This is a genomic window from Candidatus Firestonebacteria bacterium RIFOXYD2_FULL_39_29 (assembly GCA_001778375.1).
GTDB lineage: Bacteria > Oederibacteriota > D2-FULL-39-29 > D2-FULL-39-29 > D2-FULL-39-29 > D2-FULL-39-29.
In genome coordinates this window covers 1-17,068 of the sequence record MFGV01000064.1, presented here as the reverse complement: position 1 = coordinate 17,068, position 17,068 = coordinate 1, and the positions used below count along the sequence as shown (strand labels likewise).

General features: G+C 38.6%; 16 protein-coding genes and 1 tRNA gene. 3 read left to right on the top strand and 14 right to left on the bottom strand.

The window, feature by feature from the left end:
* Window positions 1-184: 184 nt before the first annotated feature.
* The 8 genes from A2536_10555 to A2536_10520 all read right to left on the bottom strand — a co-directional run bounded on the left by A2536_10555 (window position 185) and on the right by A2536_10520 (window position 9,202).
* Window positions 185-1,891, bottom strand: a complete 1,707-nt coding sequence (locus A2536_10555) for a hypothetical protein (protein ID OGF45427.1) — start codon at window positions 1,889-1,891, stop codon at window positions 185-187.
* Window positions 1,892-2,025: 134 nt separating this feature from the next.
* On the bottom strand, window positions 2,026-2,268 hold the full coding sequence (locus A2536_10550) for a SirA family protein (GenBank protein OGF45426.1): 243 nt from the start codon (window positions 2,266-2,268) through the stop codon (window positions 2,026-2,028).
* Window positions 2,269-2,433: 165 nt separating this feature from the next.
* Complete coding sequence (locus A2536_10545; protein ID OGF45425.1) at window positions 2,434-2,919, bottom strand: hypothetical protein; 486 nt, start codon at window positions 2,917-2,919, stop codon at window positions 2,434-2,436.
* Window positions 2,920-3,112: 193 nt separating this feature from the next.
* Window positions 3,113-4,306, bottom strand: a complete 1,194-nt coding sequence (locus A2536_10540; GenBank protein OGF45424.1) for a cysteine desulfurase NifS — start codon at window positions 4,304-4,306, stop codon at window positions 3,113-3,115.
* Between the two features lie 124 nt (window positions 4,307-4,430).
* On the bottom strand, window positions 4,431-5,330 hold the full coding sequence (locus A2536_10535; GenBank protein OGF45429.1) for a hypothetical protein: 900 nt from the start codon (window positions 5,328-5,330) through the stop codon (window positions 4,431-4,433).
* A gap of 580 nt (window positions 5,331-5,910) precedes the next feature.
* Window positions 5,911-6,072: a rubredoxin gene (locus A2536_10530; protein OGF45423.1), complete on the bottom strand. Its 162-nt coding sequence runs from the start codon at window positions 6,070-6,072 to the stop codon at window positions 5,911-5,913.
* Between the two features lie 26 nt (window positions 6,073-6,098).
* Window positions 6,099-7,292: an MBL fold metallo-hydrolase gene (locus A2536_10525; protein ID OGF45422.1), complete on the bottom strand. Its 1,194-nt coding sequence runs from the start codon at window positions 7,290-7,292 to the stop codon at window positions 6,099-6,101.
* 446 nt (window positions 7,293-7,738) lie between these two features.
* Entirely contained in the window at window positions 7,739-9,202 is a 1,464-nt protein-coding gene (locus tag A2536_10520) for a hypothetical protein (GenBank protein ID OGF45421.1), read from the bottom strand.
* Between the two features lie 133 nt (window positions 9,203-9,335).
* Between A2536_10520 and A2536_10515 the strand changes: the two genes are divergently transcribed.
* From A2536_10515 to A2536_10505, 3 genes are all read left to right on the top strand, one after another.
* Window positions 9,336-9,662, top strand: coding sequence for a hypothetical protein (locus tag A2536_10515; protein ID OGF45420.1), 327 nt, complete (start codon window positions 9,336-9,338; stop codon window positions 9,660-9,662).
* Window positions 9,659-10,378 (top strand): hypothetical protein, encoded by a 720-nt coding sequence (locus tag A2536_10510; protein ID OGF45419.1) that lies wholly within the window; start codon window positions 9,659-9,661, stop codon window positions 10,376-10,378. Before A2536_10515 ends, A2536_10510 begins: the two co-directional genes overlap by 4 nt.
* A gap of 193 nt (window positions 10,379-10,571) precedes the next feature.
* Window positions 10,572-11,042: a hypothetical protein gene (locus tag A2536_10505; protein OGF45428.1), complete on the top strand. Its 471-nt coding sequence runs from the start codon at window positions 10,572-10,574 to the stop codon at window positions 11,040-11,042.
* A 183-nt stretch (window positions 11,043-11,225) separates the two neighbouring features.
* On the opposite strand, the gene A2536_10500 is transcribed toward A2536_10505, so the two are convergent.
* From A2536_10500 to A2536_10475, 6 genes are all read right to left on the bottom strand, one after another.
* A complete protein-coding gene (locus tag A2536_10500) occupies window positions 11,226-11,987 on the bottom strand; it encodes a hypothetical protein (GenBank protein OGF45418.1) in 762 nt (253 codons plus the stop codon).
* 249 nt (window positions 11,988-12,236) lie between these two features.
* Window positions 12,237-12,313, bottom strand: a tRNA-Val gene (locus tag A2536_10495).
* A gap of 12 nt (window positions 12,314-12,325) precedes the next feature.
* Window positions 12,326-13,282, bottom strand: coding sequence for a hypothetical protein (locus tag A2536_10490; protein ID OGF45417.1), 957 nt, complete (start codon window positions 13,280-13,282; stop codon window positions 12,326-12,328).
* Window positions 13,283-13,487: 205 nt separating this feature from the next.
* A complete protein-coding gene (locus tag A2536_10485) occupies window positions 13,488-14,402 on the bottom strand; it encodes a riboflavin biosynthesis protein RibF (protein ID OGF45416.1) in 915 nt (304 codons plus the stop codon).
* Between the two features lie 299 nt (window positions 14,403-14,701).
* A complete protein-coding gene (locus A2536_10480; GenBank protein ID OGF45415.1) occupies window positions 14,702-15,571 on the bottom strand; it encodes an ATP phosphoribosyltransferase in 870 nt (289 codons plus the stop codon).
* A 205-nt stretch (window positions 15,572-15,776) separates the two neighbouring features.
* Window positions 15,777-16,847 carry a 3-isopropylmalate dehydrogenase gene (locus A2536_10475; protein ID OGF45414.1) on the bottom strand — a complete coding sequence of 357 codons (1,071 nt, stop codon included), beginning with the start codon at window positions 16,845-16,847 and terminating at the stop codon, window positions 15,777-15,779.
* Window positions 16,848-17,068: the final 221 nt, after the last annotated feature.

The following is a 17,068-nucleotide window of genomic DNA, read 5'->3' as shown; positions in this document are numbered from 1 at the left end:
TCATGTTAGTAATTTAATTGCGACACAGTCTGAATTACTAATTACTACTGACTAATGACAATTTATTGAAAGCGGTAAATAACCACCGCTGCATTTATTTTTAATATTTTTATAACTATTATGATGGCGGTTCTTTGCCATCATACCTTAAATAGTCACTAGTCAATAGTATTTAGTCATTGCTTTACAGTCTTTTAATAATATATTCCGCCGTAAGCGGTCTACCGTCATACCTTAATATTTTTTCTTCTATCTTTACTCCGGTATGAGCAGAAAACAAACTCGCAAACTGTGCAGTAGCATTTCCTTCCACGGCAACAATCTTTTTTATACGATTCAACTCGCATGGAAGTTTTAATTCCGGCAAGGGCCAGATCTCCGAAAAATGAAGCATTGCAGCAGGCACACCTTTTTCATTCATAAAATCCGCTGTTTCTTTTATCGCTCCGTATGTAGAACCCCATCCTATCAAGAGCAAAGAAGGAGCATTATTGCCTATATATATCGGTTGTTTTATTTCTGCAGCTATTTCTCCAAGCTTGTAAAGCCTCTTTTCCACCATTTTTTCTCTAAGACCGGGATGCTCGCTTATATGACCTTCCTCGGTATGCTCATCGGAGTCATCGCAGATTATCTGACCGGGACAACCCGGTACCAATCTCGGTGAAACTCCGGATTCATTCAGAGAATATCTTTTATAGGAATATTTATCTTCCGGCCATTTGAAATTTAAATTACCCCTGTTAATCGGTTCTATCACCATATCAGCCGCATTAATTGTATAACTAGAATCATTAAAACACTGGTCTGTCAGAATAATAACAGGAACCTGATACTCTTCAGCAAGATTAAAAGCGCGGCTCATGATATAAAAGCTTTCTGTTGCCGTACGTGGAGCCAATATTATTCTAGCAAACTCACCATGCCCGGCGTTCATAGCAAATTTTAAATCTCCCTGTTCTGTCCGCGTAGGAAATCCTGTGGCGGGACCGGGACGCTGTGTCAGTATCACAACAACCGGAGTTTCCGTCATTCCTGCCAATGAAATACCCTCTGTCATAAGGGCAAAACCGCCGCCGCTTGTAGCAGTCAGAGCGCGGACCCCTCCATATGAAGCTCCAATCACCATATTTATGGCAGCTATTTCATCCTCTGACTGTTCGTAAATTATTTTGTAATCATTTGCTCCGGCTGCAATATATTCCATTACGGCCGTGGACGGAGACATCGGGTAACCCGCGTAAAATTTTACACCGGAGGCAATTGACGCAATAGCAAGAGATTCGCTTCCGGTCATAAAAAGCCTTTTTCTGGAAGCAAGCGGAGTTATTAATTCAAAAGACATTGCTCCTGAATTGGCGGCAACAAAATCATATCCGGCTCTCACCGCATTAATATTATTTGTAATTACTTCTTCGCCCTTTCCCGAAAATAATTCCTTAATCACATCATTACAAACCGCCGCATCCCATTTTAACAGCGCCAGTACCGCACCTGTCGCTACAGAGTTGATCATTATCTTGTCTTTTCCGGCTTCGAGAGCCAGCCTTTCAAGCGGAACCGGGAAGAAACAGGATTCCTTTTCTTCAAATATTATTTTCTCCCCGTCATAAATAACTACACCGCCTTCTTTAAGTTTTTTTAAATTTCCAAGCACGGCATCACGATCTAAAGCCACAAGAATATCAAATGTATAAGAGATCGAGTTAGTTGGTGCGTTTTTTACGCGAAGTATCGAAGCATTTAATCCGCCCCGAATCCGGGACATCAAATCATGATAAACATAAACAAAGAACCCCTGACGGGTAAAAGTTTTCCCCAGGGTAAATGAAATCGATTGCATACCCTGTCCGGCCGCACCTGCTATGGCAATTTCGACATCGTTGATCATGTTTTTCCTGTTAGCACTTTAAATTGTTACACGTTCCATGTTGCTCACGTTACTAACGTTCTAAATTAATGTGTTATTAATTTTAACAACTCCTTAATATAAACCTAGCCCCTAAAACCCAGAGCCTAGAACCTTTATTTATTTTTTTTCCTTACGTACACCTTATGCACATCACCTTCACTCTTGCTTCCTAGAAATTCATTCCCCGTAGTTTTAGCCCATGCCGGTATATCCTTTAAAACACCTATATCGTCCGCAGTTATTTCAAGAACTTCCCCGCTGTTCATATTCTTGATCATTTGCGCCGTTTTCATAATAGGTACAGGGCAGTAAAGACCGAGACAGTCAAGTTCTTTATCTACTTTAATGTTATCCATAAAACTCCTTAAAATAAAGTACTAATTACTAATGACTAGTGACTATTTATTGAAAGCGGCAAAAAGATGCCGCTGTATTTTTCGAAACTTCGAATTTCACGATGACGGTTTCTTGTCATCGCACTTTAAATAGTCACTAGTCAATTAGTACTTAGTCATTGCATTTCAGATGAACAGATTAACATTCGACCCTTTTGCTTCCGCTAAATATGTTGCCGCTCCTGCCATTTCATCGACTTCGTCTATCAAGTCTGTTCTATCGACGCCCATCACTCCGCACGAAGTGGTGCAGGCGATATATTTTACTTTCATCTCCCTTGCAGATGCCATCATATCGGGGAGGGAAGCCATTTTTTTTTGTTTCATAAGTATCTTCATCATTTCAGGACCTGCACCTGCAAAATTAAACTTTGTAAGAGGAAGCTTTTCTTTAGTACCTTTGTTAAGGAACCAGAACATCTTTTGTAAAAAACTCTTCTTTACCGTAGAAATTCCGCCTTTTTTCAAAACATTAAGACCCCAAAAAGTAAAAAATATCGTAACTTCAAATCCCATAGCTGCCGCAGTTGTTGCCAGAGTAAAGCAAGCCAGGGCTTTATCGAGCTCTCCCGAGAATAGGATGAGAGTCATTTTATCAATTTTGTCAGACATAAATATCCTCCGAATATCCAAGTTCATAAAGTTTGCAAGGTTTTTAAAGTTTAAGGTCTAAAATCTTTGTATAATATTATTTTGACAAACACACTGTCCTTCCAAATCAACAAAAGTTGCCATAATAACATTCTCTTTTACTTTACAAACATTAAAAACCTTATGAACCTTATAAACTCTCTACAAAAATTCCTTAGGAATTTTTGTAGAGCGGAGACATTTCACGCAACTTTTTTACTATCTTGGTAAATTCTTCCGCAGCAAACTCTATTTCTGTTTTAGTAATATCTTTTCCGAGGGAAAAGAGCATTGAACCGTGGCATACTTCCTGAGGGACTCCGATTGAAAGCAAAACATGCGATGCCTTAAGCGCTTTGGAAGTACAGGCAGAGCCTGACGAGGCTGCAATTCCGACATCATCAAGCCACATCAACATTGACTCACCTTCTATGAACTCAACGGAAACATTAACATTTCCGGGAAGACGTCTTCTTGCATCACCGTTCAAACGCACCTGCGGTATGTTTTTTAAAATCAGTTCAACCATAAGATCTCTTAAAGGTTCCATTTTCTTATTACGTTCAGCCATCTCTGATTTTGCAAGTTCCGCCGCTTTTCCCATTCCTACAATTGCAGGTACGTTCTCAAGCCCTGCTCTCCTTCCGCCTTCTTGAATACCACCATCTATCAAGGGATTAATACGAACACCCTTCTTTATATATAGTACGGCTGCACCTTTAGGCCCATAGAAGGAACTCGAAGCCATAGAAAGAAGATCAACGCCGAGAGCTTCAACATCTATAGGTATAACCCCTGCAGCCGCAACGGCATCAGTGTGAAAGTAAACAGGCTGAATCTTCCGCAAAGACCTTTCTGCATTGACTTTCTTCAAAATCGCCGCCACCTCAGAAATCGGCTCGATCGTCCCTATTTCATGATTGGCAAGCATGATGGAAACAAATACGGTTTCATCTTTTATAAGCTTTTCAAGTTCATCTTTTTTTATTATACCGTCAGTTCCTACTTTCAACTGGGTTACGGTAAAGCCCTGTTTTTCCATTGACTTGACGGATTGCAAAACAGAAAAATGCTCAATTTCAGAAACAATTATATGTTTTCCTCTGGCCTGATTTGCAAAACAAACACCTTTAATTGCCATATTATTGGCTTCAGATCCGTTAGAAGTAAAGAATATATAATCCGGCTTTGTATTCAGAAGCACCGCGACCTGTTCTCTGGCTTTCTCCATTCCTTCTCTGGGCAGAGAACCATAGGAATGAATAGTAGAAGGGTTCCCATACTCTTCCACAAAATACGGCTTCATAACCTCAAAAACCCGGGGATCCAGAGGAGTACAAGCAGCGTTATCAAGATAAACTTTTTTCATAAAACCCCCATACAAAGCAATAACTAAGATCAAAATTCTAAATTCTAAACAAAATCATTGTATTTATATTATAAACTTCCTTAAATTTAGTGCTTAGCGCTTTGATCTTAGTGATTGATTTTACTCAGTTTCTCATTAGAAATTTAAAAGCTGACAGCGTTGCTTTCGCTCCGTCTCCGGCAGCTATTATGATCTGTTTTTCCGGTACATCCGTAACATCACCCGCTGCAAAAATTCCGGAAATATTTGTCTCGCAGGAATTATTTACTTTTATTTCACTTAATCTATTTTTCTCAAGGATACCTGCAAACTCCGAATTAGGTATTAGCCCTATCTCAACAAAAATGCCTTGAACGGAGATATTTTCACTTACTCCGTTTTTATTTATCACAATACCGGAGACAACTTTTTCACCTAAAATTTTTTCAACTTTTGCGCCGTTGATGATACTGACATTGGCAGCTTCTTTTAACTTGTCCCGCATCACCTTGTCACCACCGAGAACCGGAGTGTTGTTTATCATATAAACTTTTCTGGCAATTTTAGTAAACTGAAGAGCCGCATCCAGCGCTGAGTTACCGCCGCCGATCACTGCCACATCTTTTCCTGAGAAAAGCGGTCCGTCGCAGGTGGCACAATAGGCAACCCCGCGGTTTTTAAGCTCTTTTTCACCCGGCACGTTAAGTTCCAAACTTCTTTTGCCGGAAGCAATTATCAGGGTTTTTGAAAGGTACTCCCCTTTTCCCGTCTTCACCGTTATGATATTCGCCTCTTTGAAAATATTAATAACTTTCTCAGTCTCTTTTATGGGAAATTTATACTTCCGGAGGTGTTCTTCAAATTTGAGAGTAAGTTCAGTACCGGTCACGAACTGATAGCCAGTGTAATTCTCGATATCCCCGCTCCAGGCCGCCTGACCGCCTATATCTCCGGCCAGAAGGAGAAAATCAATTTGTTTTCTTGCCGCATAGACAGAAGCAGTAACACCCGCAGGACCTCCGCCTATAATTATAAGCTCGTACACACCGTCAATGTTCATACCAACCTCTCCAGAAAAAGATTCCACTGATTGCAAAACTACAGGATTCAACGGATTCAAGATATGGTACCAATGAACTAGAATCTGAAAAGCTCTCCATCTTTATCTATACTTTCCTATACTTTTAAAAACCCCAAACATCCAATCTTTAACCCAGCATCCGCCTAGGCGGATTTCGCAAAGTTTTGTCGTCCTATTTTTTGGCTTCGCTCAACCTGCATTTATTCTTTTTTCTTTCCCAGTCTCTAGCGCCCGACACCCAGAACCTGTATTTAAATCTATTAGTCCCAAGCCTCTTTTTCAAGAGGCTTAATATAAACTATCCTATTTCTTCTTTCCTTTTTTCGCTTTCTTCTTTGATGCCTTTTTCGCTTTCTTTGCCACTGTTGTATCCTCCTTTGGCAAAACCCCCTGCAATAAATCAAGCTCAACCATTAATATAATTCTATGGTGTTAGATCGCGGGTGGCGAGTTTCGGATTTTTCTTTTTCCCGTTACTCGTTACTCGTAATCCGCCCTTAGGCGAAATCTCTCCAAAACATTGGAGGACCCAGCACCTTTCTTTTTACTTTACTTCTTCAAACATTTCTTTTTTTACACCGCATTGAGGGCAAACCCATGTGTCAGGAATTTGTTCAAAAGGAGTTCCCGGAGCTACTTTTCCGTCAGGGTCTCCTTTGGCCGGATCATAGATATAACCACACACTGTACAAAGATATTTTTTCATAATATGAAAACTCCTTAACATCCGTATCAGACAGTTTTTATTTTCTTCGAGAACTCTACACCATACTCAAACAGCTTTTTCATCTCTTCTTTGTCAGGTACAAACTGGCATTGAATCAGAGGTTTCACTATCTCAACACCGGATGAAGTAAGCACATCTTCTATACTTTTTGCCGCGCCTCCTCCCCAGCCATAAGAACCAAAAGCCGCACCGACCCTCCCTTTGGGTTTCATATCTTTAAGAAAAGCAAGGAAACCCGCTATGTTAGGGAGCATATCATTACCATGGGTAGAAGAACCTATAAGATAACCTTTGGCATCCATCATTTCCTTAATGACATTAGTTTTATCAACTTCAGAGACATTGGCAATTACAACTTCCACACCCGTTGAAGCAATACCATCACCTATAGTTTTAGCCATTATTTCCGTTGATTTCCACATAGTTTCGTAAGCAATAACTACCTTTGATGCAGTTTCATTTTTTGCCCATTTAACATAGGCATTTATAATTTTCATAGGATCTTTTCGCCAGATAATTCCGTGACTTGGGGCAATCATACTGATTTTTATACCCATTTTGACCACTTCTTCTATCTTCCTTATTACTAAAGGGCTAAACGGAAGAAGAATATTGGCATAGTAAGCTGCCGCTTCATCCATGAGCCCGCATTGATCAATTTCATCATCAAATCTTTTTGAAGTACTGATATGCTGGCCAAATGCATCGTTTGGCATAAGAAGCTCCAGCTCCGGAATATAGGTAAACATGCTATCCGGCCAATGTAGCATCGGTGCTTCAACAAAAGTAAGAGTATTCTTGCCTAGAGAAATTTTATCTCCCGTTTTTACAGTTTGCCAGTCCCAATTTCCGTAATAATGCCTGTTCATTCCTGTTTTACATTTTTCCGTGCCAATTACTTTAGCTTTAGGACAGTATTTTAAGATTTCTGGAACAGCACCGGAATGATCACCTTCCACATGATTGACCACCATATAATCAATTTGCTCAAGTGGAATAATTTCACGTATATTTGAAAGTAATTCTTTAGTGAAGGGAGCATAAACAGAATCTATGAGGGCAATTTTTTCATCAACGACGAGATACGAATTGTAGGTGGTTCCTCTTTTGGTATTATAGGTGTGACCGTGAAAACTTCTAGCATTCCAATCTACTGCACCGACCCAGTAAACCCCTTCTTTAATTTTAACCGCAGACATGAAGGACCTCCTTGCTACTCTTATCAGTATTTTACATCAATAATCATTAGATTACAATACATATTAACAATATTTTAATATTTATTTCTATGATGGTCGTCAGATTTGAAATTTTCCTTAACATGATATTTGTCATATTTATTTTCCACTAAACATACTAAAATAATTTAGGAATTATTTAACTTCAGTAAAAGGAGGAAATAAATATGGGCGGATGTTCATGTTGCGGTGGAAGCGAATCAAATTGTACAACATACAAATGTGCGGCATGCGGCAAAACCAGTACCAAGCCGGGAAATTGCTGTGGTAAACCGATGACAAAGAAGTAATCTAACAAAAAAAAGAGACAAGTGCTTATAAAGTTGCTTGTCTCTTTTTATTTTTTCCCAAAATTTATAACGAAATTTTAATCTCTTACGGTAAACTGTACACTGTAAACAGTAAACTTATAGCAGAAACTTCCGTTTCTTTTGTACCGGATTCCCTTCTATCTCTTCAGCAATTTCTTTCTTTACGCCTGGCTTTTTTAGCTTGTAATACATATAGTTTTTATAGCTTTCCACGCCGGGCTGATTAAAGGCATTTATATTTAAAAGTTCGCCTTCGTAGGTAGTGGCCATCTCGAAGAAAAACAGCAATTCTCCCCAGCTATAAGCATTTATCTCAGGTATAGTAATTTTACAGGAGGGACGATTTTCCCTGGTCAAAGCCCATTCGGTACCTTCTTGAGCAACAGACAAAAGCCTGCTATATTTCTTCCCTGCAAGAAAATCTTTTGTATCCGGAATTACCATATCGTTCTTGAACTTGTTTACCTTAATAAACGTCAGTACTTTATTATTTTCGCCTTCAATATTATTTTGTTGTATAGAATGAAGGTCATTGGTACCTCTGGCTGAAACAGGAGTACGCCCAATATTCAAGACATTATCCCCGTTTACCCATTTCTCTATACCTTTTTCAAAAACTACTTTTCTTTCAAATTTTTTACCTGTACTTTCTGCCAATAACTGTATATACCAATCTGCGGTAGATTTTAATTGTTCAGAAAAAGGCATAAGCACTGAAACTCCCATTCCTTTTTCTTTATACAATATTACATGAAGCAGCGCATACATAACTGCAGGATTTCGTTTCAAATCCGATTTCATACAACGTTTAGCCATAGCTGCGGCCCCGCCTAAAACATCTTTAAGTTTTATACCAATAATTGCCAGATGGAGCAATCCCATGTTAAATTCAGAAAACCTCCCGCCTACTCCTTCCAGAAGAGGAAGGCTCTTGAAGGAAAGTTTATCCTTACTGTTTGCTTCATTTACCTTCTTTCTTAGTGTTCCCGATTTTGGATCCGTAATAGCAAATACCTGCCTGCCATAATATTTTCCAACACCTTTCTTTAGCCAATTTAAAGTAATTTCAAAAGCTGCTTTTGTCTCAGAAGTTTCACCTGATTTTGAGATACAAATAATAAAAGTCTTTTTTGGATTAAGATTAGAGAGTAAAACAGAGAGAGTCTCCGGATCCAGATTATTACCTTCAAAATATACTCTGGATCTTTTCTTTCTGACTCCGGCAAATTCATTATAATAAGGAAACAGAAGGGCATCTTGCGCCGCTTTTAGCCCAAGGTAAGAGCCTCCAATTCCAAGAAAAATAACATTTTCATATTTTGTTGCGATCTCACTTCCAAATATTTGTATTTCATTTATTAGTTTCTTATCCTGATTGGGCAGGTTAAACCATTCAAGAGACAGTCTTACCCTTGTTTCTTTGTTCGCAAATAATTTTGAAAGATGAGTATAAGCCGCTTTGGCCTGCTTTGCATAATTTTGCAGCTCTTTTTTGCTAACTCCATGGTTCTTTCCAACGTTAAAATCAAGTAAACCATTAAAATCAAATTTTATAGACATAGCACCTCCTAATTTTTCAGCTATTTTACCATAATATCCGGTTTGATTCCATAGAATGTGATAAATGTCATACATTGCTTTTGACAATAGAGTATTATAATGATATATTGTTACAGGCTTTGATTAAGGAGAAATGATGTCAACTTTCATAGAGACTGAAGATACAAAATTCGCAGAGAATATAAAGAAGGATACAGGCCTGGCGCTGGTACTTTTTAAGTCCGAGTGGTGCCCTTCCTGTAAAAGACTTTGGCCGGTAGCCGAGAAAATATCTAACGATTACAAAAATAAGGTAAATTTTTTCTGGACAGATGCTTCTAAAAACTTAAAAATAGCTACAGAGTACGGAGTTCTTGCAATTCCGACTCTCATTCTTTTTAAAGGAGGAATCGAAAAAGCGAGAAATATAGGATACCTGACGGAAAATGATTTAAGAGCTTTTATCGATAAAAATGCATGACAGAAACAATTAATCAACTGGCAGATAGCTTAAAGATGGCTTTACAAAATGATTTCTTTCTCGCTTATATTTTGATTTTTTTAGCAGGTATTTTAACAAGTTTTGAACCCTGTATCTACACCATGCTTCCCGTTACAGTCACCTTTATCTCTACTCATGCAGGAGGTTCAAAACTCAAAGGGTTCTTTCTTTCCGTAATATATGTGCTCGGTATTGCCGTTACTTATACTACTCTGGGAATAATCGTCGCTTTGACAGCAGGTTCGGTCTTCGGACAGTTCCAAACAAGCATATGGCCGAATTTGCTTATGGGAATAGTCTGTATCGTACTGGCTCTGTCAATGTTTGATCTCTACGAGATCAGAATGCCGTCATCCTTAACAAATCTGGCAGGGAAAAGAGTCGGCTCTGGTTTTGTCAAAATATTCTTTCTGGGACTAATCTCAGGACTTGTCATCGGACCTTGCGCAGGCGCGGTACTTTTAGTAGCATTAGCTTATGTAGCAAAAAGCCATAATGTTTTTTTTGGAGGAACTTTGCTTTTCACTTTTTCAATGGGAATGGGAGTACTACTCCTTATAGTCGGCACATTCTCGGGATTATTAATGGCTCTGCCAAAAGCAGGGCAGTGGATGGGCAAAATCAGAAAATTTATGGGCATAGGAATGATTATTCTTGGACTATATTTTACATATCAGGCATATCTTGCTTTATAAAGAAAGCCCGGGAAGCAAAAGAAGTAAGTAAAGAAAGAATAGAAACTAGTTTCTCTATAGGACTAAGATTGTAGGATATATTTATCAGTGGAATCCGAAAGATCTGCAATCTGTGGAATCGTTTTATAAAAGGAGGCTTTACATGAAAAAGTTATTTTTAGCAGTTCTTGCTCTCTCTGTTCTCTCTCTTGGTATGGGGAAAAAACCGGCAAATGAAACTACGTCAGTAGAAGCTTCGACCGCAAGCGGACAAAAGGTCGGTAGTCAAGCAGCTCCAAATTTTACGATTAAAGATCTAAACGGAAAAGATGTTTCGCTTAATGAATTTAAAGATAAGAAAACAGTATTGCTTGTTTTCTGGACTACCTGGTGTGTTTACTGCAGGCAGGAGATACCGGAACTTATAAAACTTAAAGAGCAGTACAAAGATAATAATCTGGAGATTTTTGGAGTAAACATCCAGGAAACTCCGGCAAAAGTAAAATCTTTTACAGATAAAAACAAAACCAACTATTCAATTCTACTTGATGACAAAGGTGAGGTCGCACGAGCTTACGAAGTACAGGGCATTCCCGCAAATGTACTTATTGACAAAAAAGGAAATGTAGTTTATTTTGGCAGCTTCGGAGAAGAACTAAAAAAGCTGATAGAAAAGAACAAATAACAAAAATGCAGGTTTCAGGTGCTAGGTACTTGGGGCTAGGTTTATCTCGATATATTAACGATAGTTGAAAATAAAACATCTTACACAGCCAAAAATGCGCGGTATTAAATCAGATATAACCATTAGAGAAAACCCAGTACCAGAAACCAGGCCCTTTTGTTTTACTATATTTTTCAATCATCCCTATCTTCTATCTCCGGCTACCGGCTCATTATTTTTATATATGTATATTTTCTTTGGCACTTTATCTGTTTTCAGCATTTGAGTGACCGTCTTAAATTCAAAGCACCTCTTTTTAATTTCAGCTATTATTTCCGGCAACGCCTTTAAAGTTGCTTCCACACCGCTATGAAGAAGGATAATATCTCCATTTCTAACAGCGGAGAGGACATTATTCATAACAACTTTTGGATCTGTCGATCCATAATCAGATCCCGAAACTGACCAAAGCACAGGAATAAAACCTTTACTTAATGCAGCTTCCAATACTTTTTCATCATAACGCCCTGAAGGCGGACGAAATATATTGACCTCCATCCCTGTTTCTTTTTTTATTTCAATTTTGTTCAACTCCAATTCGTTGATTACTCCTGTTCTATCCAGAGTGGTAAGCAGCGGATGATTGAAAGTATGATTACCTATTTCATGACCTCGTTTTTGTATTTCCCGCAAGAATTCGGGATATTTTTTAATCTGTTTTCCTACCACAAAGAAAGTCGCTTTCACATCATTCTTATCTAAAATCTCTAAAAGTTTCAGAGTAAACTCAGGATGAGGTCCGTCATCAAAAGTAAGTGCTACCGCTTTGGCAGGAGTAAGAGGAACATCAATTACCATTTCTTCGGCAGGAAATAGAAATAAGAAAACTTTTATAATAAAAAATATTATTCCGCCAAGGATCAAAAGAACAAGGGCACGTCTAAAAAACAGCTCTATTTTTGTCAATTTAATCTGCCTTTTTGAAAAAGTACAAACTACAAAGCACAAGGTACGAAGTTAATCTTTGATAAGTACGCGGTACGAAATTTCAAAAACATATAAAAGTATTTTGATTTCACGGAAAATAGAACAATGGAGCAATAGAACACAATCGACACTAATGGCTTAACTATTCTTATAATTTAATTATACCACCACAATCTACTTTCGATTTTCTATTTTCGATTGCTCTAGAAATTTTCCTCAGAAAATTTCTGGTGGGCGCAATAGGATTCGAACCTATGACCTCCGCCGTGTGAAGGCGGCACTCTAACCAACTGAGCCATGCGCCCTTTCGACCTGATTTATCTTCTGGTGTAGAAATCGCGGTCCACGCTTGCCGGATCAACCGTATTGCCATACCTGCGGATTTCATAATGAACATGAGGACCTGTCGTATTACCGGTCATACCTATTAGAGCTACAGCATCACCTGATTTTACTTTGTCACCTTTTTTTACCGTTATCTTACTGCAATGTCCATACCTTGTAGAGAAGCCATAACCATGATCCACAATAACCAAGAGACCATATCCGCCAAGTTTTCCGGTAAAAACCACTTTTCCGGGAGCAGTAACCCTGATAATTGTACCTACTCTGTTTGCAATATCCACACCTGCATGACGTTCTTTTTTCTCTCCGTCATAGAGATTATCATTTGTTGAATCAAAGACAGATTTTCTGAAACCATATTTTGAACTTACATAGCCTGCAACAGGCATACCTTTCGGAGAAGCTGCCCAGATAGAGGTAAGCGTAGAAACATATTTTTTAACCTCATCAAAGCTTTCCATCTGTTCCTCTATTTCCGTCTGCAAATCGCGAAGAGACTTTTTAATATCTTCTTTTCCCACGTCAGAGCTTAAAATACTATCCAAGAGGTTTTGATCGCTCTTTGTCGGACCGCCAACCCCGCTATTTTCCACTAACGCCTTTTTGTTTTTAAGACCAACCATCTCCCGGAGCTTTTTTTCTTCTTCTCTGAATTTCTGAACTCTTAATTGAATCCGGTTATACTCCTCATTGATTATCGCAACTTTTTCTTTAGTTTCGAGAACTGAGGCTTTCGATTTTTTATAATCGATATTATCTTGAACAATCAATATAGAATAGGTTACAAGGGTAATAAAAGCTCCAAACAGACAAACAGCAATTAAAACAGGAATGCGAAACTGGAACATCCTGTTTTCATTATGTGGAACAACCATAATCGTAATAACCTTGCCAAAAACCTTTTGTAACAGTCCTTTTTTCTTAGACATTATATCCTTTTGAAGAACGATTCCACTGATAAAAACGTTCTTACAATGAACTAAAACATGTGCTTTTTATGCACAAACAAACATTGGTATATTTTACCCTATGCAGTGGTCATAGTCAAGACATGTAATGGTCTGATAACACTGATAATGAAAAGAAATATCATAAATGAAGACGCAATCCGAGGATACAACTTGTTTTTAGTTTCTATTTAATTAATTTCTTTATTACTGCGATATCTCTGTTTATTTGTTTTACCAATGCAGGAATATTATTAAATTTTCTACTTCCCCGTATTTTTTTTATGAAGTACACTTCCATTACTTTATTATAGATGTTCTTTTTGAAATTAAATATAAATACTTCGGGTTTTGCGGGTTTATCCGGCCGGTCAAAGGTCGGGCTGGTAATACTACAGGCACCTTTGTAATTCTTTCCGTTCATCCGGATTCTCACGGCATAAACGCCTTCTTTGGGAACAACTTCATTAAAACAATTTAAATTAGCAGTCGGAAATCCAAAAGTTCTTCCGAGCTTCTTTCCCTGTTCTACTTTTCCTATAACCGAATAATCACGCCCTAAATATTTTTTTGCAGTGGAAATATCTCCGGAACGGACTGCACTTCTAATTCTCGTACTTGATATTATTTTATTATTAATTAACACCGGGGCCGTAACCAGTGTTTTAAAACCAAATCGTTTGCCTTCATTTTTTAGAAGCTTTGCATTCCCTTCTTTGCCTTTGCCAAAGCCATAATCATGACCAACAACTACTTTTCTCACTTTTAATTTTCTTACCAGAATGTTCTCAATAAAGGACCTAGCCGGAATTGAGGCAAATTTCTTATTAAAATCAACAAGCACAAGTATATCAACGCCCAGTTTTCTTATGAGGTCTATTTTCTTTGTCGTGGTGGTAAGTATCAGCGGGGCCTTTTTGTGCGTGGTCTTCTTCGGATGTTTTTCAAAAGTAATTACAATGCTCTTTGCCTTAAGGTGTTTTGCTTCAGCTATAGTTTTTTTTATTATCTTTCGGTGGGCAAGGTGAACCCCGTCAAAAACACCCAAGGTCACGACAGAAGCTTGAATATTGGGCAGATGTTTTAGTGAAGTTATTCTCATATTAATGATAACCTATTCCTAACTATGAAAACCTCTGCCTGATGACAAAGATAAGAAAAACAGATGACACAGATAAAAATTAGTATACTGCATAAAACAGAGGGTTTTAACTTGGGCAGATGTTTAAGCGAGGTTACTCTCATAATTTACGCCTGATTATTCCCGATGTAAAAGGCCTCTGTCTGATGACATACCCTTCATAAAGACTGGCGGGCATGGATAAAAAAAACAGATGGTCTGCCAAACACTTTGGCGAGATCTCTCCAAAAAAATGATCTGGAGGACACAGATTTTTCATTTTAGTAAACGACTTTGTTTAAAGGGTACTCAATTATCCCTTCCGCGCCATGTTCTTTAAGCATCGGAATTATACTTCTGACAATACTTTCGTCAATAATCACCTCTATTGCAACCCAACCCGGATCAGAGAGAGCGGAAATAGTAGGCTTTTTCAACGCCGGAAGCTCCGAAGTGATTTTCTCAAGCTTCGATTTTGGAAGATTCATCTTAAGCCCAACTTTTGTTTCAGCTTCAAGTGCCCCCTGAAGGAGCATGGCAATAGCCTCTATCTTTTTTCTTACATCTTTTTTCTTAAAGGCCTCTTTATTGGCAATTATTACAGTGGCAGATTCCATTATAGTGCCGATGATTCTAAGGTTATTGGCACGAAGGGAAGAACCAGTTTCCGTAAGTTCTACTACTGCATCCACAAGCTCCGGCGGTTTCGCCTCCGTCGCTCCCCAGGAAAATTCCACCTCGGCCTTCACACCGTTAGCCTTTAAATATTTACCGGTAACATTTACCAGTTCAGTTGCGATTCTTTTGCCTTTCAAATCCTTAACGGAATTTATCTTGGAATCATTAGGCACGGCAATAACCCATTTAACAGAAGTGCGGCCACGTTTCGCATAAATAAGTTTTGAAACTTCTACAACGTCAGCGTTATTTTCCGCAACCCAATCCGCGCCGGTCAAGCCAAAATCAAGTTTTCCGGATTCCACATAACGGGGAATCTCCTGCGCGCGGATAAATCTGGCAACAAGTTCCGGATCGTCTATCTTTGGAACATACGACCGGCTGCCAAGGGAAATATTCCACCCGGCTTTCTTAAACATCTTAATGGTTGACTCCTGCAAACTCCCGGCAGGAAGACCTATTTTAAGCTCCATACACCCTCCGTTGCAAACGGTAACTACACGATATTGATTTAACTCTTTCGGTTCAGACTGCACAACTTATTAAATTCGAAGCACTAAATTCGAAATCCGAAAAACCAAAAAGAAGCAAATTCTAAAACAAAAACACACGCTATGGTCCTATTTCTTTTTTCTTATTCGAATTTGTTTCGAGCTTCGAGTTTCGAATTTTATTTTTCTATTTGACCTTGGATGCTATCAAGTCTCCGACTTCTCTTGTCCCCATTCCCATTCTGCCCGCAGCCATGCTTTTTAATTTTCCGGTTTGAAGAGCAGCCATTACCGCATTTTCAACGGCCTTGCCTGCTTTTTCTTCGCCCAGATCATTCAGCATTAAGCTGCCTGCCATAACAGCAGCGATAGGATTAATAACATTTTTTCCGGTATACTTTGGCGCGCTTCCGCCCATAGGTTCGAACATCGAAAGCCCTTCAGGATTTATATTACCGCCCGCCGCAACACCAAGACCGCCCTGAATGATAGCGGCAAGGTCCGTAATGATATCTCCAAAGAGGTTTTCCGTAACGATAACATCATAATATTCAGGCTGCTTTACGAACCACATAGTAGTCGCATCCACATGATTATAATCCTGTTTGATATCTTTGTAATCTCTGTCACCCATCTCTTTGTGAGAACGCACCCATAGATCCCCGCAATGAGTCAGAACATTTGATTTATGGACAAGTGTCAGCATTTTTTTCTTACTGTTTCTTTTTCTTGTAAGCTCATAAGCATATTTCATACATCTGTCAACAATGGGCCGTGAGTAAGTCATAACCTGGGTGGCTATTTCATTTTGTGTGCCGATCATGGTCGCTCCGCCTATACCCGTATAGATACCGCCGGAATTTTCCCTGATAACCACAAAATCGATATCTTCCGGTTTCTTATCCTTGAGCGGTGTTTCAACATTAGGGAAAAGCTTTACAGGCCGGAGGTTAATATACTGATCAAGCTTAAATCTTATTTTCAAGAGAATTCCAAGCTCAAGTATTCCAGGCTTTACATCAGGATGCCCGATAGCACCAAGATACATTACATCGCTCTTTTTAAACTCCTCAATCGCAGAATCAGGAAGCGCTTCCCCTGTCTTTAAATAACGTTCCGCGCCAAAATCATATTTTATATAGTTAAGTTTGAACCCATACTTATTTGCGGCTTCATTTACAACTTTAACACCTTCCGCCAATACCTCCGGTCCTGTCCCATCCCCGCCAAGCAGTGCTACATTATACGTTTTACCCATTCTTCGTCTCCTTTAAAAAATTTTATTAGTTTTTAAGTTTTATCCGAAAAACAAAGCATTTTTCATTATGTTAATTAGTTATTAATTATCTCAAAATAAGAGGATTTTGTCAATTCAAATGGCCCGAAATCAGCGATTCCGCAACAAGCAAATTAAGCCATAACTTTTGCACTGAAAAATCAAGGATTTTATTCTTTTGTGACCCGTGTTAATAATTATAC